General features: G+C 65.4%; 25 protein-coding genes. 7 read left to right on the forward strand and 18 right to left on the reverse strand.

Annotation, left to right across the window (positions count from 1 at the left end):
- The first annotated feature begins 10 nt into the window (after nt 1–10).
- Complete coding sequence (locus tag ATE70_RS21155; protein WP_058539540.1) at nt 11–478, forward strand: MmcB family DNA repair protein; 468 nt, start codon at nt 11–13, stop codon at nt 476–478.
- Here the strand turns inward: ATE70_RS21155 and ATE70_RS21160 are convergent.
- From ATE70_RS21160 to ATE70_RS21185, 6 genes are all read right to left on the reverse strand, one after another.
- The gene (locus tag ATE70_RS21160; RefSeq protein ID WP_082639966.1) at nt 475–909 is read right to left on the reverse strand and encodes a GFA family protein; all 435 of its coding nucleotides are present in this window, start codon (nt 907–909) and stop codon (nt 475–477) included. The two genes, ATE70_RS21155 and ATE70_RS21160, sit on opposite strands and share 4 nt — an antisense overlap.
- A gap of 32 nt (nt 910–941) precedes the next feature.
- Entirely contained in the window at nt 942–1,568 is a 627-nt protein-coding gene (locus tag ATE70_RS21165) for a riboflavin synthase (protein WP_058539542.1), read from the reverse strand.
- An 8-nt stretch (nt 1,569–1,576) separates the two neighbouring features.
- A complete protein-coding gene (ribD, locus tag ATE70_RS21170) occupies nt 1,577–2,521 on the reverse strand; it encodes a bifunctional diaminohydroxyphosphoribosylaminopyrimidine deaminase/5-amino-6-(5-phosphoribosylamino)uracil reductase RibD (RefSeq protein WP_058539595.1) in 945 nt (314 codons plus the stop codon).
- A 34-nt stretch (nt 2,522–2,555) separates the two neighbouring features.
- Nucleotides 2,556–3,017, reverse strand: a complete 462-nt coding sequence (locus tag ATE70_RS21175; RefSeq protein ID WP_231732720.1) for a hypothetical protein — start codon at nt 3,015–3,017, stop codon at nt 2,556–2,558.
- 299 nt (nt 3,018–3,316) lie between these two features.
- Nucleotides 3,317–3,778, reverse strand: a complete 462-nt coding sequence (locus ATE70_RS21180) for an acyl-CoA thioesterase (protein ID WP_058539544.1) — start codon at nt 3,776–3,778, stop codon at nt 3,317–3,319.
- 7 nt (nt 3,779–3,785) lie between these two features.
- The gene (locus tag ATE70_RS21185; protein WP_058539545.1) at nt 3,786–5,624 is read right to left on the reverse strand and encodes an aminopeptidase P family protein; all 1,839 of its coding nucleotides are present in this window, start codon (nt 5,622–5,624) and stop codon (nt 3,786–3,788) included.
- Nucleotides 5,625–5,692: 68 nt separating this feature from the next.
- Here ATE70_RS21185 and ATE70_RS21190 point away from each other — a divergent pair, with 68 nt between their 5' ends.
- Nucleotides 5,693–7,855, forward strand: coding sequence for a S9 family peptidase (locus tag ATE70_RS21190; RefSeq protein ID WP_231732721.1), 2,163 nt, complete (start codon nt 5,693–5,695; stop codon nt 7,853–7,855).
- A gap of 106 nt (nt 7,856–7,961) precedes the next feature.
- On the opposite strand, the gene ATE70_RS21195 is transcribed toward ATE70_RS21190, so the two are convergent.
- The 7 genes from ATE70_RS21195 to ATE70_RS21225 all read right to left on the reverse strand — a co-directional run bounded on the left by ATE70_RS21195 (nt 7,962) and on the right by ATE70_RS21225 (nt 14,307).
- Complete coding sequence (locus ATE70_RS21195; protein ID WP_058539546.1) at nt 7,962–8,303, reverse strand: hypothetical protein; 342 nt, start codon at nt 8,301–8,303, stop codon at nt 7,962–7,964.
- Nucleotides 8,303–8,914 carry an HAD family hydrolase gene (locus ATE70_RS21200; protein ID WP_058539547.1) on the reverse strand — a complete coding sequence of 204 codons (612 nt, stop codon included), beginning with the start codon at nt 8,912–8,914 and terminating at the stop codon, nt 8,303–8,305. Before ATE70_RS21200 ends, ATE70_RS21195 begins: the two co-directional genes overlap by 1 nt.
- Nucleotides 8,915–9,011: 97 nt before the next feature.
- Complete coding sequence (gene ykgO / locus ATE70_RS21205; protein ID WP_003046794.1) at nt 9,012–9,137, reverse strand: type B 50S ribosomal protein L36; 126 nt, start codon at nt 9,135–9,137, stop codon at nt 9,012–9,014.
- Between the two features lie 172 nt (nt 9,138–9,309).
- Nucleotides 9,310–10,776: an RNA polymerase factor sigma-54 gene (gene rpoN / locus ATE70_RS21210; protein ID WP_058539548.1), complete on the reverse strand. Its 1,467-nt coding sequence runs from the start codon at nt 10,774–10,776 to the stop codon at nt 9,310–9,312.
- A gap of 15 nt (nt 10,777–10,791) precedes the next feature.
- Nucleotides 10,792–11,607: an LPS export ABC transporter ATP-binding protein gene (gene lptB, locus ATE70_RS21215; RefSeq protein ID WP_058539549.1), complete on the reverse strand. Its 816-nt coding sequence runs from the start codon at nt 11,605–11,607 to the stop codon at nt 10,792–10,794.
- Between the two features lie 191 nt (nt 11,608–11,798).
- Nucleotides 11,799–13,193 (reverse strand): phosphoglucomutase/phosphomannomutase PgmG, encoded by a 1,395-nt coding sequence (gene pgmG, locus ATE70_RS21220; protein WP_058539550.1) that lies wholly within the window; start codon nt 13,191–13,193, stop codon nt 11,799–11,801.
- 292 nt (nt 13,194–13,485) lie between these two features.
- On the reverse strand, nt 13,486–14,307 hold the full coding sequence (locus tag ATE70_RS21225; RefSeq protein WP_058539551.1) for a division plane positioning ATPase MipZ: 822 nt from the start codon (nt 14,305–14,307) through the stop codon (nt 13,486–13,488).
- An 86-nt stretch (nt 14,308–14,393) separates the two neighbouring features.
- Between ATE70_RS21225 and panC the strand changes: the two genes are divergently transcribed.
- Both panC and ATE70_RS21235 read left to right on the forward strand, forming a co-directional pair.
- Nucleotides 14,394–15,236: a pantoate--beta-alanine ligase gene (gene panC / locus ATE70_RS21230; RefSeq protein ID WP_058539552.1), complete on the forward strand. Its 843-nt coding sequence runs from the start codon at nt 14,394–14,396 to the stop codon at nt 15,234–15,236.
- 137 nt (nt 15,237–15,373) lie between these two features.
- On the forward strand, nt 15,374–15,688 hold the full coding sequence (locus tag ATE70_RS21235; protein ID WP_056373095.1) for a sel1 repeat family protein: 315 nt from the start codon (nt 15,374–15,376) through the stop codon (nt 15,686–15,688).
- On the opposite strand, the gene ATE70_RS21240 is transcribed toward ATE70_RS21235, so the two are convergent.
- Genes ATE70_RS21240 through ATE70_RS21255 form a run of 4 tightly spaced genes read right to left on the reverse strand, consistent with a single transcriptional unit; the run spans nt 15,685 to nt 18,226 of the window.
- On the reverse strand, nt 15,685–16,836 hold the full coding sequence (locus tag ATE70_RS21240; RefSeq protein WP_058539553.1) for a GNAT family N-acetyltransferase: 1,152 nt from the start codon (nt 16,834–16,836) through the stop codon (nt 15,685–15,687). The two genes, ATE70_RS21235 and ATE70_RS21240, sit on opposite strands and share 4 nt — an antisense overlap.
- A gap of 8 nt (nt 16,837–16,844) precedes the next feature.
- Nucleotides 16,845–17,309, reverse strand: a complete 465-nt coding sequence (locus tag ATE70_RS21245; protein ID WP_058539554.1) for a RidA family protein — start codon at nt 17,307–17,309, stop codon at nt 16,845–16,847.
- Nucleotides 17,310–17,324: 15 nt separating this feature from the next.
- Nucleotides 17,325–17,966 (reverse strand): HAD family hydrolase, encoded by a 642-nt coding sequence (locus ATE70_RS21250; protein WP_058539555.1) that lies wholly within the window; start codon nt 17,964–17,966, stop codon nt 17,325–17,327.
- A complete protein-coding gene (locus tag ATE70_RS21255; protein WP_231732722.1) occupies nt 17,963–18,226 on the reverse strand; it encodes a DUF3572 domain-containing protein in 264 nt (87 codons plus the stop codon). Before ATE70_RS21255 ends, ATE70_RS21250 begins: the two co-directional genes overlap by 4 nt.
- 77 nt (nt 18,227–18,303) lie before the next feature.
- On the opposite strand from ATE70_RS21255, the gene ATE70_RS21260 reads away from it, so the two are divergent.
- Both ATE70_RS21260 and ATE70_RS21265 read left to right on the forward strand, forming a co-directional pair.
- Nucleotides 18,304–18,666, forward strand: coding sequence for a response regulator (locus ATE70_RS21260; protein ID WP_037515703.1), 363 nt, complete (start codon nt 18,304–18,306; stop codon nt 18,664–18,666).
- A 153-nt stretch (nt 18,667–18,819) separates the two neighbouring features.
- A complete protein-coding gene (locus tag ATE70_RS21265; protein WP_081940592.1) occupies nt 18,820–19,164 on the forward strand; it encodes a glycine zipper 2TM domain-containing protein in 345 nt (114 codons plus the stop codon).
- Nucleotides 19,165–19,189: 25 nt separating this feature from the next.
- Here ATE70_RS21265 and ATE70_RS24985 read toward each other — a convergent pair whose 3' ends face one another.
- On the reverse strand, nt 19,190–19,351 hold the full coding sequence (locus ATE70_RS24985; RefSeq protein ID WP_156419787.1) for a hypothetical protein: 162 nt from the start codon (nt 19,349–19,351) through the stop codon (nt 19,190–19,192).
- A gap of 137 nt (nt 19,352–19,488) precedes the next feature.
- On the opposite strand from ATE70_RS24985, the gene ATE70_RS21270 reads away from it, so the two are divergent.
- Nucleotides 19,489–19,974: an Lrp/AsnC family transcriptional regulator gene (locus tag ATE70_RS21270; protein ID WP_058539557.1), complete on the forward strand. Its 486-nt coding sequence runs from the start codon at nt 19,489–19,491 to the stop codon at nt 19,972–19,974.
- The last annotated feature ends 237 nt before the right edge of the window (nt 19,975–20,211 follow it).

Here is a 20,211-nt window from a genome sequence, read left to right on the forward strand (position 1 = left end):
ACTTTAAGCGATGACGGATATGATCACCGCCGCGGATGTCGCGCGCGGCGTATGCCGGCTGTTCGCGCAGGCGGGGCTGGTCGCGATCCCCGAGGTGCCGCTGCCCAACGGGCGGCGCACCGACCTCACCGCGATCGACGCCAAGGGCCAGATCACCATCGTCGAAATCAAGGTAAGCCGCGCCGACCTGCACGGCGACGGCAAATGGCCCGACTATTGCGACTGGTGCGACCGTTTTTACTGGGCGCTCGCGTCGGGGCTCGACCCCGCGATCCTCGAGACCGAGGGCTATCGCCGCGAAACATCGGGGCTGATCGTCGCCGACCGTTATGGCGCGGCGGTCGTACGCGAAGCGGCGAGTTGCAACCTTGCGCCCGCGCGGCGCAAGGCCGAGCTGCTGCGCATCGGGCGGCTCGCGATGCGGCGGTCGATGATCGCCGCCGATCCCGAGCTGGCGGCGGGCTGGGTCGAGGGTTAGCTGCGGTCGATCGGTGCCGAATCAAAGCCCGCTTCATATTGCGGCGCGGAATCGGCGATACAAACCCAGGGCGCCTTCGATCCAACGAAAATATGGGCCGCATAGCCGCGAAAGCCCGGATCGTCGTCGAGCAGGCCCGCCGGGACGAAGAAAAACTTGCCGTTCGCGTCACTCAGCGGCGCCGGACTGCCGCATCGCCGGCAGAAATGCGACGTCCAGCCGCCGCCATCGGGAACGGCGAAACGCTCGATCAAATCCTCGCCCGCCAGCCAGCGGAAACCGGCGGCCGACGCATAGAAGACGGCATTGCCGTCCGTGCCCGATACCTTGCGGCATTTGGAGCAGTGACATTGGCCGGCGGGGCCAATTTTTCCGTCGATTTCGAAACGGATTTCGCCGCACAAACAGGAACCCCGTATCGCCGTTACCATAGCGGACCTTCCTTCCCCGTTTGCGGCGCCCCTTATCCCCGCGCCTGCATCCGCGCGAGATAGCGCGCGAGAATATCGATCTCGAGATTGACCGGGCGCCCCGCCGCGGCCTCGTTCAGCGTCGTCATCTCCTGCGTGTGCGGGATGATGTTGAGCGTGAAATGCGCCTCGCCGTCCGGCTGGTCGGTCACTTCGTTGACGGTCAGCGACACGCCGTCGACGGTGATCGAACCCTTGGGCGCGATATGCGGCGCGAGCGATGCGGGCGCGGCGACGGTGACCGTCACGCTGTCGCCGACGGGTTCGACCGACACGATGCGCCCGATATCATCGACATGCCCGGTGACGATATGCCCGCCAAGCTCGTCGCCGATCTTGAGCGCGCGTTCGAGGTTGAGGCGGCGCCCCTGGTCCCACATCCCCGGCGCGGTGCGCGCGAGGGTTTCGCCGCTCGCGTCGATCGCGAACCAGCCGCCGGGTCCGTTGCTGCCGTCGTCAACGCCCTTTTCGACGACGGTGAGGCACGCGCCCGAGCAGGCGATCGACGCGCCGATATCGATGCTGCCGACATCATAGGCGGTGTCGATTACGAGCCGCGTATCGCCGCGGTCCTCACGGCTGCGGATGGTGCCGATGTCGGTGATGATGCCGGTGAACATGGGGTGCGTTATCCTTCTCTGACGCGCTCGTAGACGTCGAGCCGGTCGCTGCCAAGCAGGCGGCTGTCGGTAAGGCGCCAGCGGCCGTGCGCATCGGCAAGATCGGTCAGCCCGATGTCGCCGAGCGCGGGCTTGCCGCCGCCGATCAGGATCGGCGCGCGATAGAGCAGAAGCCGGTCGACGCGGTCGGCGGCGAGGAAGGCCGACGCCGCGCCGGCGCCGCCCTCGACGAGCAACGAATCGACGTCGCCCACCGCTTCGGGCGAGGCGACGGCGGTCCAGCCTTCGGGCGCTTTGCCGCGGGTGAGCAGGAATTTGCGGGGGCTGCGGCCTTCGAGCCCCGGCAGCCGCACGTCGAGTTTCGGTGCGTCGGCTTCAAGCGTCCCGCGTCCGACGAGGATCGCCTGATGCTGCGCGCGTTCGAGATGGCCGTGCGCGCGGGCACGTTCGCCGGTGATCCAGCGACTCGACCCGTCGGCGCGGGCGATACAGCCGTCGAGCGAGGTCGCGAGCTTGAGTGTCACGAACGGGCGCCCTTCGGTGTGCCGCGTCCACCAGGGCGCCATCGCGGCGCGCGCTGCGGCGGGAAGGACGTTGAAGACGACCTCGATCCCCGCCGCCTGCAACCGCGCGATGCCCTTGCCGTTGGTGCGCGGATCGGGGTCCTGCGCCGCGATCACGACGCGCGCAACGCCCGCGGCGATCAGCGAATCGCTGCACGCCGGCCCGCGCGGACTTGCGTGGGCGCACGGCTCGAGCGTGACATAAGCGGTCGCGCCCCGCGCCGCGTCGCCAGCCGCCGCGAGCGCTGCCGCCTCGGCATGCGGCCGTCCGCCGGGCTGGGTCCAGCCGCGCGCGAGAACCTTGCCCTGCCGGACGATCAGACAGCCGACATTGGGGTTGGGTGCCGACGCCGGGCGGCCGCGCCGCGAGAGCGCGATGGCGACCGCCATCCAGTCGGCATCGGCGGGGCCGCGCTGCATATGGTCAGTCGGCGGCTTTGGGCTGCGCGCCGCGCGCCGCGCGTTCGGCGAGCGTCGAGCGCGTCGCCACCGGCTCGGGCTTTTTCTTCGCCGCGGCCGCCGCCTCTTCGCCCAGCGTCTCGCGCGTCACCTTGTCCGCCTCGGCCGAATCATATTCGATGCCGAGGCTGTCGGCGAAACGCTGATATTCGGCGCGCTTCTGGGCGTTGTGCAGCGTCGTTTCCTTGGCGCGCGCAACCCAGTCGGCGCGGATCTCGGCGGCGCTGCGGTTCGCGGTCCAGTTTTCGAAATAGATGATCTGCTCTTTCGGCTTTTCATAAGGGATCAGATATTTCTCGACCCCGGTGAAAATCAGCCAGGTCAGCGCCAGCGCGACACCCCAGATCGCCCAGCGATGCGGGCGCGGTTCGCGGATATAGGCCCAGAAATCGGACAGGCCGCCGCCGACATCCACTTTGTTGAACATTCCCATTGGCCCAATTTAGGCGATGTCGCGGCAATTTGCGAGGGGAAGCGACGCGCGCGAGGGATTGCGTCAGATGAAGAATGGGAGCGTTCTCGATTGCAAAAAATGCAATAGCAGATGTCCATTTCGCAGTTGCAACATTTTTGGTGCAGTGCAATATGAGCATGCCTTTTAGGCATCCTCTCCCAAAACTTTCACGGGCCACCTTCGGGTGGCCCTTTTTTTTGCCCATTTTCGGGCTAAAAACCTGACTTTTTTAGTCGAGAAATACGATCCGGTTCGAATCGGGCGATCGCGAATCAGTCCTGTACGGGCGTCCTTGCTTCGAATCGCCTGACTTCGGCAATGAAGCTGCCCGGCAGCGGCGTCGGCGTCCCGCTGTCGGTGTCGAGATGGGCGTAGCTGATCTCGATATCGGTGAGCCGCTCATTTTCGCGGAAAATCCCGCAATGAACCGTGAAGCTCGTCCGCCCGAAGCGATTGATTCGCGCCGCGATCGTGATCAGTTCGTCGAGCCGCGCGGGCGCATGATAGTCGATCTCGCAATGCGTCTCGTGAATATCTGTACCATATTGGTGAAAATAGGGTCCGGGCTGCCCCTCGCCGAGCGCCCGGAAATATTCGGTCACGCCGATGTCGGCGTAGACGAGATAATTGGCGTTGAAGACGATATTCTGGCCGTCGATCTCGTTGAAACGGACGCGGACACGCTCCTGCACACGGAAATCGGCGAGCGGCACGTCGCTGCGAAGGTCGGTCATGTGGCGATCAAGCCGCGAGCGCGGCGGGGGCGCGGTCGAGCGGCGCGCACGCGGCTTCGAGCCAGCCCCGGTCGTCGCCGGCCATCCCGGGCGCGAGTTTTTCGAACACCGCGGCGTGATAGGCGTCGAGCCAGTCGGCCTCGGCGCCCGACAGCAGCGCGGCGTCGATGAGGTTCTGCGCGATCGGGGCGAAGGTGATCGTCTCGAACCCCAGCATATCCTCTTCGGCGCCGTCGATGCTCTGCGGCACCACGATCACCAGATTTTCGATGCGGATGCCGAACGCGCCCGCCTTGTAATAGCCGGGCTCGTTCGAGAGGATCATGCCCGCGTGGAGCGCCTCCTCGGTCCCCGCCTGCCCGCCCGACGGCTTGGCGATACGCTGCGGGCCTTCGTGGACCGCCAGATAAGCGCCGACGCCGTGGCCGGTGCCGTGGGCATAATCGACCCCGTCGGCCCACAGATATTGGCGCGCAAGAATGTCGAGCTGGCTGCCGCGCGTCCCCTTGGGGAAGCGCGCGGTCGCGAGCGCGATATGCCCCTTCAGCACCTGCGTGAAGCGGCGGCGCATTTCGGCGGTCGGCGCGCCGATCGCGATCGTGCGCGTGATGTCGGTCGTGCCGTCGGCGTACTGCCCGCCCGAATCGACGAGATAGAGCGTGCCCGTCTCGATCGCGCGGTTCGTCGTCGCGTCGACCTTGTAATGCGGCAGCGCGCCGTTCGGACCCGCCGCCGAGATGGTGTCGAAGCTCAGATCGACAAGCGCGCCATTCTGGTCGCGAAATTCGCGCAGCTTCGCCGCGGCGCCGAGTTCGTCGAGCCCGCCCTGCGGCGCGACATCCTCCATCCATTGCAGGAAGCGCGACACCGCGACGCCGTCGCGGACGTGCGCGGCGCGCGTGCCGTTCAGCTCGGTGTCGTTCTTGATCGCCTTGGGCAGCACCGCGGGATCGCGGTGGCGTTCGATCTTCGCGCCCGCCGCCTCGAGCGCAGCAAAGATCGCCGCGACCGCGCGGTCGGGATCGACTGCGACCTTCTTGTCCTTGAGATCGGCGAGCGCGGCTTCGAACGCGTCGCGGTCGTGGACGCGCACGCTGTTGCCCAGATGCGCGCGCACCGCGTCGGTGACCTTCTCGGGCGCGATGAACAGGTCGGCGGTCGCGTCGGCGTGGAGCAATGCGAAGGCGAGCCCGACGGGCGTGTGGCTGACGTCCGATCCGCGGATGTTGAAAGTCCACGCGACCGAATCGAGCGCGGTCATCACCGTCGTGTCGAGCCCCCTGGCCTTCAGCCAGTCGGCGATCACGGCGCGCTTGTCGGTCGCCGCCTGCCCGGCGAGTTTGGTGTCATAGACCGTCACTGCGGCGGCGCTCGGCGCGGGCCGGTCGTCCCACGCGGCGTCGAGCGGGTTGGCGTCGACCGCGACGAGCTGCGCGCCCTTGTCGGCGAGCGCCTTGCCCAGCCCGCGCGCCCAGTCGATGCCGTGGAGCCAGGGGTCGAAACCGATCTTCTGCCCGGCGCTGACGTTGGCGCCGAGCCATTCGGCGACGCTCGACTGCGGCACGCCGACATAGTCGAACAGCGCGCCATCGACCTGATCGCGCACCTGCACCGTATAGCGCCCGTCGACGAACACCGCGGCCTTTGCGGGCAGCACCGCCGCGGTGCCGGCCGAACCGCCGAAGCCCGTCAGCCACGCCATGCGCTGCGCATAGTCGCCGACGTACTCGCTCATATGCTCGTCGCTGATCGGCACGACGAAGCCGTCGAGACCGCGCGCGGCAAGTTCGGCGCGGACGCGGGCGAGGCGCTCTGCATAGACCGATTGGGGGACGGGGCTGGACATGGTCGCTTCCTTGTTCCTACATCGTAGGCGATCCCGCCCAATCGGGCGACACCGCGGGGGATTTTTCGATGCGCGCTATTTGGATGTTTCTGGCAGCAATTGCCACCCCGCTTGTCGCATCGCCTGCCCTGTTCGCCAAAGAGAAAGATGCCGCATTGACCAGCCCGACCCCTGCCCTGCCCGCCGCCCCGGTCGCGGAAAAGCGCCCGCACGAAGTGACGCTGCACGGCAAAAAACTCTCCGACCCGTATCACTGGCTGAAGGACGAGAGCTATCCGGTGATCGATGACAAGGATGTGCTCGACTATGTGAAGGCCGAGAATGCCTATTTCGACGCCGCGATGAAGCCGCATGCGGCGCTCGTCGAAACGATCTTCCAGGAGATGAAGGGTCGGATCAAGGAAGCCGATTCGAGCGTGCCGCAGAAGGACGGCGACTGGGTCTATTGGGTCGAATTTGAAGAGGGCGCCGAATATAAGAAATGGTATCGTAAACCCGCCGCGGGCGGGGACGCGATCCTGATCCTCGACGAAGTAGCGATGGCCGCGGGCAAGGAATATTTCCGCCTTGCCGAGGTGTCGGTCAGCCCGAACGGCAAGCTGATGGCCTATTCGTTCGACGACAATGGCTCCGAACGGTTCGAGGTGCGTATCCGCAATCTCGATACCGGCGAAATGCTGCCCGACGTGATCCCCGGCACCCTGTCGTCGCTGGTTTGGACCGCAAAGAATGACGCTTTGCTCTATGGGCTCGCGAACGAGAATTGGCGCACCGACAATGTCCGGCTGCACAAGCTGGGTACCCCGGTGAGCGCGGACAAATTGCTCTATAAGGAAGCCGACATCGGTTTCGGCGTCGGCATCGGCAAGACCGCCGCCGACAATTATATCGTGATCGCGACGGGCGATAACGAGACGAGCGAGGTTTACCTGCTCCCCGCCGACAATCCCGAAGCGAAGATGCAGCTCGTGTCGGCGCGCAAGAAGGGCCGCGAATATAGCGTCGATGAGCGGAACGGCACGCTCTATGTCTACACCAACGACGAGCATCCCAATTTCCGCGTCGCGACCGCCGACATCAAGGCGCCGGGAACGTGGAAGACGCTGATCCCCGGATCGGATGCGAGCTACATCACCGGGCTTTCGGTCTTCCGCGACTATTTCGTACTCGAAACGCGCGAGAAGGGCGTCGATCAGGTCGATATCCGCCAATATGACGCGCCGCTGACCCCCGGCCGGATCCAGTTCCCCGAGTCGACCTATGTGGCGGGGCTCGGTGACAATCCCGAATATCATCAGGACAAGCTGCGCCTCGATTATGAATCGATGGTCACCCCCGACACGGTGTTCGACTATGATCTGGCGAGCGGCAAGCTCGAGACGCTGAAGGTGCAGGAAATTCCATCCGGTTATAATCATGATGACTATGTAACCGAATTGGTGAACATGCCTTCGCGCGACGGCACGCCGGTGCCGGTCTCGCTCGTCTACAAGAAGGGCACGCCGCGCGACGGCAGCGCGCCGATGCACCTCTATGTCTATGGCTCGTACGGCTACCGCGTCCCGCCGGGCTTTTCGACGACGCGTTTGAGCCTTGTCGATCGCGGGATGATCTATGCGATCGCGCATGTCCGCGGCGGCGACGACCTCGGCCGCGCCTGGTATCTCGCGGGCAAGACGACCGAGCGCAAGAATACGTTCAACGACTTTATCGACGTCGCCAAGGGCCTGATCGCGGCGAAATATACGAGCGCGGGCAAGATTTCGATCGAAGGCCGCTCGGCGGGCGGGCAGGTGATGGGCGCGGTCTATAATCAGGCGCCCGAATTGTGGGGCGCGGTGCTCGCGGGCGTGCCCTTCGTCGATGTGATCAACACGATGGTCGACGAAACGCTGCCGCTGACGCCGGGGGAATGGCCCGAATGGGGCAACCCGATCACCGACAAGGCGGCGTTCGACTATATGCTGAGCTACAGCCCTTACGACAATGTGACCGCAAAGGCCTATCCGCCGATGCTCGTGTCGGCGGGGCTAAATGATCCGCGCGTGACCTATTGGGAACCCGCCAAATGGGTCGCGAAGCTGCGCGCGACGCGGACCAACGACGCGACGCTGCTTCTGCGCACCAACATGGGCGCCGGCCATGCCGGCAAGTCGGGCCGCTGGGGCGCGCTGCGCGAGGATGCCGAGGAGTTTGCGTTCGTGCTGACGCAGCTGGGGGTGGAGAAATAATCACAAACGTCGTCATTCCGTGAAAGCGGGAACCCAGCTCAGACGGTTGCTCGCTGGGTTCCCGCTTTCGCGGGAATGACGATGTTTTTGGATGATGCGTAAGCGCCTAGGCGTCCTTGCCCAGTCGCTCGAGCCATGCCTTCGCCTGCTTGGGTTCCCCCGGCGCGTTCGATGCGACGGGTCCGCGAGACGCCTCGAATTCTTCGTGCAGCGCGAAGGGCTGCAAGCCCAGTTGATCGCGCACTTGATCGATTTCTTCGCCCCGGTCGCACAGGTCCATAACGACGGGTTCCCATTTGGCGTGCGCCGCGCGATCCTTGGTGTGGCCAAACAAGCCCCATGAGCCGGCAGCAACCCGGCGCAACGCGTCTAGCAGGACGGCCTCATATTCGGCCTCCAGCTCGAGACGACGGGTGTCGAGGCGCTCGAGGCGGTCCGCCCTGCTCATCAGACCGGCAAATATCCGCGCGCTATCAATTCGGCCTCCAGCGTCACCGCATCCTCAAAGCGATGGGCGGCAATGCCAACCGATTCGGCACCCGCGACATTTGCCGCATTGTCGTCGATGAACAGCGCACCCGCGGGGTCGATACCGAATCGCTCGATCGCGAGGCGGTAGATCGCCGGGTCAGGCTTCATCAATTTCTCGGTCCCCGACACGATGATATCGCCGAAGCGATCGAAGACCGGCTGGGTCGGGCGGAAAGCTTCCCAGAATTCATGGCCGAAGTTGGTGATCGCAAACAGCGGCACGCCCGCGGCGTCGAGGCGTTCGACGAGCTCGAGGCTGCCGGGCATCGGCGCAGGGATCGTCTCGTTGAAGCGCGTCGCATAGGCATCGATCAGCAGCGCATGATCGGGAAATTCGGCTTTCCGTTCGGGCACCATCTCGGCGAGAGGGCGGCCGGCGTCGTGCTGGAAATGCCACTGCGGCGTGACGACATTCGTCACGAACCATTCGAGCTGGTCCTTGTCGGCGATCAGCTTGGCGAAGAGATAGCGCAGGTCCCAGTCGAACAGGACGCGGCCGACGTCGAAGATCACACTCTGCCGAATCATGCGGCCTCCAGACACGCGAAAGCGCCGCCGGAAGCCTCCGACGGCGTAACGCTGTTCATCAAAAACAAACGGGGCGAAATCACCCCGCGCAGGGGCATTAGCCCTGGCGCGCCTTGAAGCGGCGGTTGGTCTTGTTGATCACATAGGTGCGGCCACGACGGCGGATAACGCGGTTATCCCGGTGGCGGTCCTTCAGCGACTTCAGGCTGTTGCGAATCTTCATGATCTCTGTCCGTAAATCTTGGCGTATTGACGCGAAGCGGCGCAACTATGGGGAAGCGGGTAAAAAGTCAACCGGCTGCGAGGAGAAAACGTCGTCCCCGCGAAGGCGGGGACCGCCATCGGCCTCGCGCTACACCGCCTGCGGCCCCCGCCTTCGCGGGGGCGACGATATGCTACCCCGCCAGCGCCTTTTGCCGCCGCCGCTGCACCGACGAGCCATAACCCATCGCCTCACGATATTTGACGACGGTGCGCCGTGCGATGTCGTGGCCCTCGGCCGAGAGTTTCTGCGCGATCGTCTCGTCGGAGAGAATCGCCTTGCCATCCTCGGCCTCGATCATCGCCTTGATCCGGCTCTTCACCGCCTCGGCCGACACCGCGCCGTCGCCTTGCGTATCGGAAATGCCGCTCGAGAAGAAATATTTGAGCTCGAACAGCCCGCGCGCGCAGCTCAGATATTTGTTGCTCGTGACGCGGCTGACGGTCGATTCGTGCATGCCGATCTCCTCGGCGACCTGCCGCAAGGTCAGCGGGCGCATGTGTGCGACGCCGTGGAGGAAAAAGCCTTCCTGCTGCTTCACGATCGCGCTCGCGACCCTGACGATCGTGCGCTGGCGCTGGTCGAGCGCGCGGACGAGCCAGTTGGCGCCCGCGAGCTGTTCGGAGAGCCACGCCTTGTTCTTCGCCGCCGCGCCCTGCGCGAGTTCGGTATAATAGCGGCGGTTGACGAGAAGGCGCGGCAGCGTGCCGCTGTTGATCTCGACCGCCCAGCCCTTCGCGGTCTGGCGGATATAGAGGTCGGGGACGACCGCCGGGGCGCCATCGCCGCCGAATTTGAGCCCGGGCTTGGGATCGTAGCCGCGCAGTTCGTGAATCATGTCGGTAAGATCCTCGTCGTCGACCCCGCAGATGCGCTTCAGTTGCGGAAAGGCGCCCTTCGCGACGAGATCGAGGTGCGCGATCATCGTTGCCATCGCCGGGTCGTAGCGGTCGGCCTCGCGCGCCTGGATCGCGATGCATTCGGCGAGGTCGCGCCCGCCGACGCCCGACGGGTCGAAGCATTGGATGCCCGCGAGTATCTCTTCGAGCAAGGCGAGCGGGACGCCGAGCTGCGCGGCGAGTTCGGCAAGGTCGGCGCGCAGATAGCCCGCCTCGTCGATCAGCGCGACGAGCTGGCCCGCGACGATCGCCTCGATCCCGCTGAAGCGCTCGCCGACCTGCGCGAGCAGATGGTCGTGCAGCGTGCCCTCATGCTCGGCGAAGCTGTCGAAATCGATATCCTCGCCGCTCCCCGACAGGCCGACATTGTCGCTGGCGCTGTCGTGGTGGAAGCTTTCGGCGGCAAGATCGACGTCGAGGTCGTTCGCGGTGCCGCCGTCGGCAGACAGCGCCTGATCGGCGTCGAGCGTCGCGGCCTCGGCCGCCGGTGCGTCGCCGCCAGGCACGCCATCGGGATCGCCCGCGCTGCCGTCGCTGTCGGCCGACGCCGTATCGAGCAGCGGATTGCCTTCGAGCGCCTCGGCCAGATAGGCTTCGAGTTCGAGATTCGACAGTGCCAGCAGCTTGATCGCTTGCTGCAGCTGCGGCGTCATCACCAGCGATTGCGACTGGCGGAGATCGAGGCGCGGTCCCAACGCCATCAGCGTGTCATAACATTACAAAGAGAAGCCCTCGCCGAGATAGAGGCGACGCACCTCGGGGTCGGCGACGAGCTCTTCCGGGGAGCCGGCAAGCAGCACCTTGCCGTCGTAGATGATGCAGGCGCGGTCGACGAGGTCGAGCGTCTCGCGCACATTATGGTCAGTGATCAGCACGCCGATGCCGCGCGTCTTGAGGTCCACGACCAGATCGCGAATGTCGCTGATCGACAAGGGGTCGATGCCAGCAAAAGGTTCGTCGAGCAGCATGATCGACGGGTTGGCCGCGAGCGCGCGGGCGATTTCGGCGCGGCGCCGTTCGCCGCCCGACAGCGCCATCGCCGCCGAATCGCGGAGGCGCGTGAGGCCGAATTCGTCGAGCAATTCTTCCATGCGCCGTTCGCGCGCGATCTTGTCGGGCTCGCTGAGTTCGAGCACCGCGCCGATATTCTGCTCGACCGTCATGCCGCGAAAGATCGAGGTTTCCTGCGGCAGATAGCCGAGGCCGAGGATCGCGCGGCGATACATCGGCAGCGCGGTGATGTCGGCGCCGTCGAGCATGATGCGCCCGGCGTCGGGCTTCACCAGCCCCATGATCGAATAGAAGCAGGTCGTCTTGCCCGCGCCGTTCGGGCCGAGCAGGCCGACGACCTCGCCCTTGCCGACCGACAGCGACACGTCGGAGAGGACGGTGCGCTTGTCATAGCTTTTGGCGATCGAAATGACCGCCAGACCGTTGCCCGCAGCGGCATCCTCGCGGACATGCGCCTTGTGCTCGGTGACGCCATGATCACTCTCGGTCAGTGTGCCCGCATTGGATTCGTCGTCGGTCATAGGTCGGTCGGTTCCGTTTCTAGCCCCCGGGCGGCGTTACCCCAGCGACGCAGCGAACGTCAATCTGGCAAGATTTTTGCAGGGCCGTTCCCCTCCCTTTCAGGGAGGGGTTAGGGGTGGGTCGCCGCAGGCGTTCTTTCCATCCGCATACCCACCCCCGACCCCTCCCTGAAAGGGAGGGGAGCAGGAGCCTAGTGCGCCGCCTGCGGCCCGCGCACGATCCCCGACAGCGCAAGCTGTTCGTCGATCGCCGCGAGCAGCCGCGCCAGTGCCGCCTCGTCCTTTGCCTCGGCGCGCGCGACGAGCACATCCTGCGTGTTCGAGGCGCGGAGCAGCCACCAGCCGTCGTCGGTGAGCACGCGCGCGCCGTCGGTGCGGTCGACCTGCGCGCCCGATGCCGTGAGCCGGTCGAGGACTTCATCCACAATGGCGAATTTGCGGCTCTCGTCGACCTGGAAGCGCATTTCGGGGGTGTTGACCATCGGCGCCATATTGCCGCGCAATTCGGTGACGCTCTGCCCGAGCTTCGTCGCCGCCTCGATCAACCGCACCGCGGCATAGGGTGCATCGTCATAACCATAATAGCGGTCGGCGAAGAAGATATGCCCGCTCATCTCGCCCGCGAGCGGACTGCCGGTTTCCTTCATCTTCGCCTTGATCAGGCTGTGGCCGGTCTTCCACATCAGCGGCTTGCCGCCGAGCTCGGCGACGCGGTCGAACAGCGCCTGGCTCGCCTTCACGTCGGCGATGACCGTCGCGCCGGGCAGGTCCTTCAGCACCGCCGCGGCATAGATTTGCAGCAGCTGATCGCCCCAGATCACCCGGCCCTCACCGTCGATCGCACCGATGCGGTCGCCGTCTCCATCGAAAGCGACGCCGAAATCGAGGCTCTTCTCCGCGACGAGCTTGCGCAGATCGGCGAGATTCTTCTCTTCGGTGGGATCGGGATGGTGGTTCGGAAAATGGCCGTCGATGTCGGTAAACAGCAGATGATGCTCGCCCGGAAGGCGCGCGGTGAGTTTCTCGATGACGGTGCCCGCGGCGCCGTTTCCGGCGTCCCAGCCGATGCGGAAGGCGCCGCCGGCGAAGCCCTCGACCAGCCGGTCGACATAGGCGTCGACGATATCGATGCTCTGCGACGTGCCTTCGCCCCCAACATCGACGGACTCCCAGTCGCCCGCGGCGGCCATTTCACCGATGCCCAGGATATCGGCGCCGTAGAAGGGACGCCCCTGCATCACAAATTTGAAGCCATTATAGTCGGGGGGATTGTGGCTGCCGGTTATCTGTATGCCGCCCTCCACATCCTCGGTTGACGCGGCATAATAGAGCATCGGCGTCGGCCCGAGCCCGACATTGAGCGCGTCGGCGCCCGCGTCGTTGATCCCGGCAATCAGCGCGTCGGCGAGCATCGGCGACGAGAGGCGGCCGTCATAGCCGACGGCAATGCGCTTGCCGCCCGCGCGGCGGACCAGCGTCGCGAAGCTGCGGCCGATGGCATAGGCGTCCTTGTCGGACAGCGTGTCGCCAACGACCCCGCGGATGTCATATTCGCGCAGCATCGTCGGGTGGAAATTGTGCGTCATCTTTGATCCTCTTGGGGGAGAGAAGGTAAGGGTCCGTACTCCACTACAGCGCCGTCGAGGCGCCCAAATGGCGAACAGATCGGGCCGAGAGACGCGCCGGGAAGGCTGGTTGCCTTTCCAAGCGGCTCTCGGATCGAGATGGAAGCCATTTGGGCGTCCCGAAGGGATTTGATCAAAATGGCCCATTGCTTCGTCGAGAAGTCTGGAAATATCGACATATTCCTCCGCCTTCTCTCCTCGCACTGAGCCATTTTGCTTCAAACCTCGACGGCGCTGTAGTGGAGTACGGACCCTAGGCGGCGGCGAACAAATCCCCGTCCGGATGCAATCTTTCGCGCACCGGGAGGTTCAGTCCGCCCATCGCCTCACGGAGTTCCTGCCGCGCGACGACGTGGCCAATCCCCATGCCGCCAAGGTGCGCCTTGTCGAGCAGGGTGAGGCCAGCCGGGAAAAGCTCGCGATAGATGACGCGCTCGCCGAGCCCGGGGATGACGCGGAACCCGACGCGCCGCGACAACTGGGTCAATGCCTCGCCGACGCGGCGCATATTGTGCGCGTCGACATGCTGGAGACGGTTGCGCAGGATGATCCAGTCCATCGTCCGCCCGTCGGTCTTCGCGCGCGTCTTGCGCGCGTCCCAGATCAGTTCGGAATAGAAGCTGGGGCGGGTAACCTGAAAGGTTTCGGGATCGACCTGTCCGATCAGGTCGAAATCGATGAAGCTGTCGTTGATCGGGGTGACGAGCGTGTCGGCGCTCGTCGCGAGGTGGCGCGCAAAAACGTCGTCGCGGCCCGGGGTGTCGGCGATCAGATAATCGACGTCTTCGCTCAGCGCCGTGACCTGGTCGTCGAGTTCTTCGATGGTCGAGCCGGTGAACACCTCGAAGCGCGGGGTCGGCAGCGCGATCTCGCGGCGCTTCGCGGTATTCTCGCGATTTTCGAGATAGCGGTGGAAGGTGCGCTGGCGCGGGTCGAGATCGATGCCTGCGACGCGCCAGCCCTGGCTCGCCAGCGCGACCGCGAAATGCACGGCGCAAGTCGATTTCCCCGTCCCGCCCTTTTCATTGGCAAAGATGATGCGGTGCGGTGCGGGCTTCGTCGCTGAGGTCGTCATGGGGCGTTGCGATTTTCCTGTTTGCGCGGCATGGCGGCCGGCGCGCGAAGTGATATAGTCGCGCCAATATCGGAGGGCGACCAGCCGTGCAAATCATCCGTGACATCGCGATGCTGCACCGTGCCGTTACGGCACTGAAGCAGGGAGGAAAGAGCGTCGCTCTGGTCCCGACGATGGGGTCGCTGCACGATGGCCACCTCTCGCTCGTGCGCATGGCAAAGCGCGTCGCCGACCACGCGGTCGTCTCGATTTTCGTCAATCCGACGCAATTCGGCCCCAACGAGGATTTCGCCGCTTATCCGCGCGACGAGGCGCGCGATGCGGCGATGCTGGTCGAGGAAGGCACCAGCCTGCTTTGGGCGCCCGATGTCAGCGTCATGTATCCCGGCGGACACAGCACGCATATCGAGGTCGCCGAACTCGGCGCCGATTATTGCGGCGCGGCGCGCCCCGGCCATTTCGACGGCGTCGCGACCGTCGTTGCCAAATTGTTCAACCAGGTGCGGCCCGACGTGGCGATCTTCGGCGAAAAGGACTGGCAGCAGCTCGCGATCATCCGCCGCATGGCGCGCGACCTCGACTTCGGCATCGACATTTTGGGGGCGCCGATCGCGCGCGACACCGACGGCCTCGCGCTGTCATCGCGCAACGCCTATCTCTCCCCCGAACAGCGCACGGCGGCAACCATCTTTCCGCGTGCGCTGAACACCGCGGCGCAAGCGATCGCGGGCGGCGCCGATGTCGACGAAGCGCTCGCCAGGGCCGAGACGGTGATCGTCGGGGGGGGCTTCGACAGCGTCGACTATGTCGCGCTCGCCGATGCCGACAGCCTCGAGAGACTGGACGCTTTTCGGAAGCCCGCGCGGCTTCTGGCGGCGGCACGGATCGGAAAAACGCGGCTGATCGACAATCTTCCGGTCGGCGATTAACGCCAAAACTCACGGAGTTCCGGGAGCTTCGGACGATATCCACAAAAAAATCGGATCGCCGTTAACGCTTTGTTGACCATAAACCGCAACTTTGGACCCCGAGGTCTCCATGTGGGGTGGAGGCAAAGGGGGTTATCATGGCGAATAGTCTGAAGTCTGCCCAATATCTGATCGAGAGCCGTCTGCTCGACGCCGCGCGCGGCGACGCCAATGCCTATTTCGATCTCGGCATCGCTTTTTCGACCGGCACCGGCGGGGTCGATGTCGACCTGATCCAGGCGCATAAATGGTTCAACCTCGCCGCGCTCGGCGGCAATATCGAAGGCCAGCAGTGCCGCGCCGACTTGTCGGACGAGATGTCGCCGGGCGAAATCGCCGAGGCGCAGCGCCAGGCGCGCGCCTGGCTCGACGAGACCGCCCGCCGTCCTGCCGCGCGCCGTTTCGCGGCCTAATCCTTTCGCTTGAAGGGCGTCTGCCCTTCCAGCCACTCCATTTCACTTTCTTCGGCGCGGCGTTCCTGTTCGAGATAATCGGCGACCGCGCGGCGAAATCCCGGATCGGCGATGAAATGCGCCGACCATGTCGCGACGGGGCCATAGCCGCGCGCGAGCTTGTGCCCGCCCTGCGCGCCCGCCTCGACGCGCCGCAGGCCGCGCGCGATCGCAATGTCGATCGCGCGATAATAGCATAGTTCGAAATGCAGATATGGGATCTCGGTGAGACAGCCCCAATAGCGGCCGTAGAGCGTATCGGCGCCGACGAAGTGCAGCGCGCCCGCGACCGGTCTTTGCTCGCCGTCATAGGCGATCAGCAGGATGATCTGCTCCGCCATCCGCTCGCCCATCAGGTCGAACGCTTCGCGCGTCAGATACGGATGCCCCCATTTGCGCGCACCGGTGTCCTGATAGAAAAGCCACATCGCGTCCCAATGTTCGGGACCGATCGCGTCGCCCGTCAGCTCCTCGATCCGCAGACCGTCGACCGCGCGCAGCCGTTCCTTGCGGAGCTGCTTGCGCTTCGCCGAATTCAGCGTGCCAAGGAAATCGTCGAAGCTGCGATAACCCGCGTTCGCGAAATGAAACTGGATATCACGGCGGACGAGCCAGCCCGCCTCCTCGAACAGGGCCATCTGGTCGGGCGCCACAAAGGTCGCGTGCGCCGACGATAGCTGGTTCTGCCGCACCACCGCCTCGGCGGCGCGGAGCAGCAGCAAGGCGTCGCCCCGATCCGTTGCCAGCAGGCGCGGTCCCGGCACGGGGGTGAAGGGCGCCGCGATCTGCAGTTTCGGATAATAATCGCCGCCCGCGCGCGCCCAGGCGTCGGCCCAGGCATGGTCGAACACATATTCGCCCTGGCTGTGCGACTTGAGGTACGCGGGCGCGGCGGCGACGAGCGTCCCGCCGGCATCCTCGACGAGCAAGGGTGCCGCTTGCCAGCCGGTACCCGCCCCGACGCTGCCCGATTGCTCGAGCAGCGACAGGAACGCATGGCCGACGAACGGATTGCCGCCATCGTGCAACGCGTCCCATGCGGCGGCGTCGATGGCGGCGACGCCGGTTCCGAGCGATATCGTGCGCGCGGGTGGGTCGGCCTCTGCCACCGGAATTCCTAGGCGGGCTTCACCGCGACGATCGCGTCGGCCTCGACGGCGGCACCGAGCGGCAGCACGGCGACGCCGACCGCGGCGCGCGCATGACGGCCCGCTTCGCCGAAGAGGGTTTCGAACAGCTCCGACGCGCCATTGGCGACCTTTGCCTGATCGGTGAAGCCGGGGGTGCTGTTGACGAACACGCCGAGCTTGACGACGCGCTCGACACGCGACCAGTCACCGCCGAGCGCTTGCCCGATCTGGGCGACGAGCATCAGCGCGACGCGCTGCGCGGCATCCTGCCCGCCCGCGACGTCGACATCTTCGCCAAGGCGGCCGGTCACGACCTGCCCGTCGCGGAACGGCAGCTGGCCGCTGACATAGAGCAGGCCATTATGCTCGACGACGGGCACATAGGCGGCGACCGGCGCGGCGGGCTTGGGGAGTTCGAGGCCGAGTTCGGCGATTTTGGCGGCGATATCCATGAGAGAACTTCCTTGTTAGACCGGTTCGACAGCCGGGGCGGGGATGTTTTCGGCGAGGCGCGCCAAGATCCAGTCGCGCGCCGCCGTCCAGTCGTCGATGCGCGCATGCGCGTGCTTCGCGGGCGCGATCTTACCCGCGATCGCGGGCTCGCCGACGAGATGGAGCCGCCACACGTCGGGCGCCTCGTGCGCGACTGACATATGGTGGCCCGCAAGGTCATCGATGAAGACAGCGACCGAAGGCTGATATTGCTCGATCAGGCGGCGCACCGGTTCGCCCTTGCCGCCGCGGCTGCCGATCACCGGCGCGTGGAAATCGTGGAGCGCGAGCTGTTCGATGCGCGCCTGCTGATGTTCGGGGCCGACGTTGGTGAGCACAACGATATCGGCCTCGGCGCCGATCGCCGCCATCGCCGCGAGCGCACCGGCGATCGGATATTGCCGCGTCATTTCCCGGCGGAAAAAGCCGTCGAGCAAGGGCCACACTTCGGCGGCCTCGAGCGGCGTGCCGCATTCCTTGCGTTTCAGCGCGTTCGCGAAGCTCGCGTCCTCGATGCGGAAGATCACGCCATGTTCGGCGTCGACCCATTCGGCGAAGGGGACGACCATGTGCATCAGCACCTCGTCGCAATCGGTGATGACGAGCGGGCGGTTCATGCGGTGGTTCCTTCGAGTCTCTGGGCGGCGGCAGCGATGCTGGCAGGCGGCACCTGCAATGCATCGGCGCAGGCGACAAGGTCGTTTTCGTGGCCCGTGAGGAACGACAGGATCGCCGCGAGCGTCGCCTGCTCACCGAGCGAGGCGCGCAGTTCGTCGGGGGCGAGCCCGGTCAGGCCAAGCAGCCGTTCGGCGCGCGGTTCGTCGTTCAAAATCCAGCCGAGCGCCTGAAGCGCCAGCGCGGCATCGCCATCGTGCAAGTCGTGTGTCCCTAATTGTGTCATGCCGCCGATTCGCCTAAACGGGCCGCGTACGCAAGGTGGGGAACATAAGTAACATGGGCAAGACCATCCTGGTCGTCGAAGATAATGAGCTCAACCTTCGCCTCTTCTGCGACCTGCTCAACGCCCATGGCTATAGCGCGCATCCGGTGCGCGACGGACGCGACGCGCTGGCCAAGGCGCGCGAAGTGTCGCCCGACCTGATCATCATGGACATCCAGTTGCCGCATGTCAGCGGGCTCGACCTGATCGGCCAGATGAAGGCCGACCTGACCTTGCGTGCGGTGCCGATCATGGCGGTCACCGCCTATGCGGGGAAGGGCGACGAGGAACAGATCAAGGCGGCGGGCGCCGAAGCCTATGTGTCCAAACCGATTTCGGTGATCAAATTCATCGAAAGCGTCGGGGCCTTCGCCTAGCCTTTTTTCGATCGCCCGACGTCGATTGCGACGGGCCGCCCAAAATCATCGGCGAGTCGCTGGCGCGGGCGGTGAGCGCACGGCCGGTTCAGCCACCGGCCAGCTTTCTTTTCCTAATCCTGATCGCGGGGGTTCAGGATGGAAGGACATAAGATGTTTTTGATGAAAAGGCTGGCCTTGACGGCGTTGATCGGCGCGACGACGCTGGCCGCCATGCCGACCGAAGCCGAGGCGCGCAGCCGCCACCATCGGCACGGGCATTACGACCGCGACCATGATCGCTGGCAGGATCGCCGCGAATATCGGCGTCACCGCGAAGGCCGATATTATCGGAACTGCCGCACCAGCGGCACGACGGGGCTGATCGTCGGCGGCGCGGCCGGCGCCTTGCTGGGCCGCGAAATCGATAGCCGGGGCGATCGCGCGACGGGCACGATCCTCGGTGCCGCCGGCGGCGCGCTGCTCGGCCGCGAGATCGACCGCAAGCGTCGCTGCTGACCGCCGCGGGGGAAGGAAAGGACCGTCAGGCGGCGCAAGCGTCGCGGGCGGTCCGTTCCGAACGCCGCGGTGCGGCGGTGCGCAGCCACGGCGCCGAATAGTGGATGGCGACGGCGGCCTCCGAGGCCGTGACGGCAGCGGTCCAGATGCGGGTGATCCAGCGCGTTTCGGGGGTGTTATGGGTCATCTTATGTCTCCTTCATCCGGGTCCGCGGAAGATGGGGAGGGGGCGGCCCGGATGAATCCCATCTACCCCGGCAAATGCGGCGATCGGCGCCGAAATTGATCGTGCGGGCGACCAATTTTCGCGCTATTGTTTAGTTCATGCGAAAAATGATCGACCTCGACGATTTCGACCGCCGGCTGCTCGCGCTGGTGCGGCACGACAATCTCCAGCCCGCGCGAATCCTCGCCGACAAGGTCGGGCTGTCGCTGTCGGCGGTGCTCCGCCGCCTGCGCCGGATGCGCGAGGAAAAAGTGATCGTCGCCGATATCGCGGTGGTCGATCCGGCGCTGACCGGATCGGCGCTCACCATGCATATCCTCGTCCGGATGCAACAGGCCGGGCCGCAGACTATGGACGCATTCGCGCGCGAGATCGCCCGCCACCCCGAAATCACGGGGGCGTGGGACGTGACCGGCGACGATGATTTCCTGCTGAAGGTGCAGATCGGCTCGATGGAGGAATATGACGCCTTCACGCGCCGCGCGCTGGGCGAGGACAAGGGCGTGCATTCGTTCAAGACGCTGATCACGATCCGGCACATCATCGAGAATGACGTCGCGCGCCGGCCGCTGCGCGATTTCTGACGCCGACCGCGGGCGGGCGGGGGCGTGGCGGCGCCGGGCGAACGGCCGTTAGCGACCGTTAGTTGCCGCTCCACCTCTACTTCGTCATCCCCGCGAAAGCGGGGACCCCGCGAGCTGCCGTTGCTACTGGGTTCCCGCTTTCGCGGGAATGACGAATGTTGGGGTGGCCGCTTCCCACCCAAAGCCGCGATTCTCCGCGCACGAAAAAGGGCGGCACGCGGCCGCCCTTCGGGATCC

Origin of the sequence: Sphingopyxis sp. H053, assembly GCF_001468225.1 — a bacterium.
In the GTDB taxonomy this organism is placed as follows: domain Bacteria; phylum Pseudomonadota; class Alphaproteobacteria; order Sphingomonadales; family Sphingomonadaceae; genus Sphingopyxis.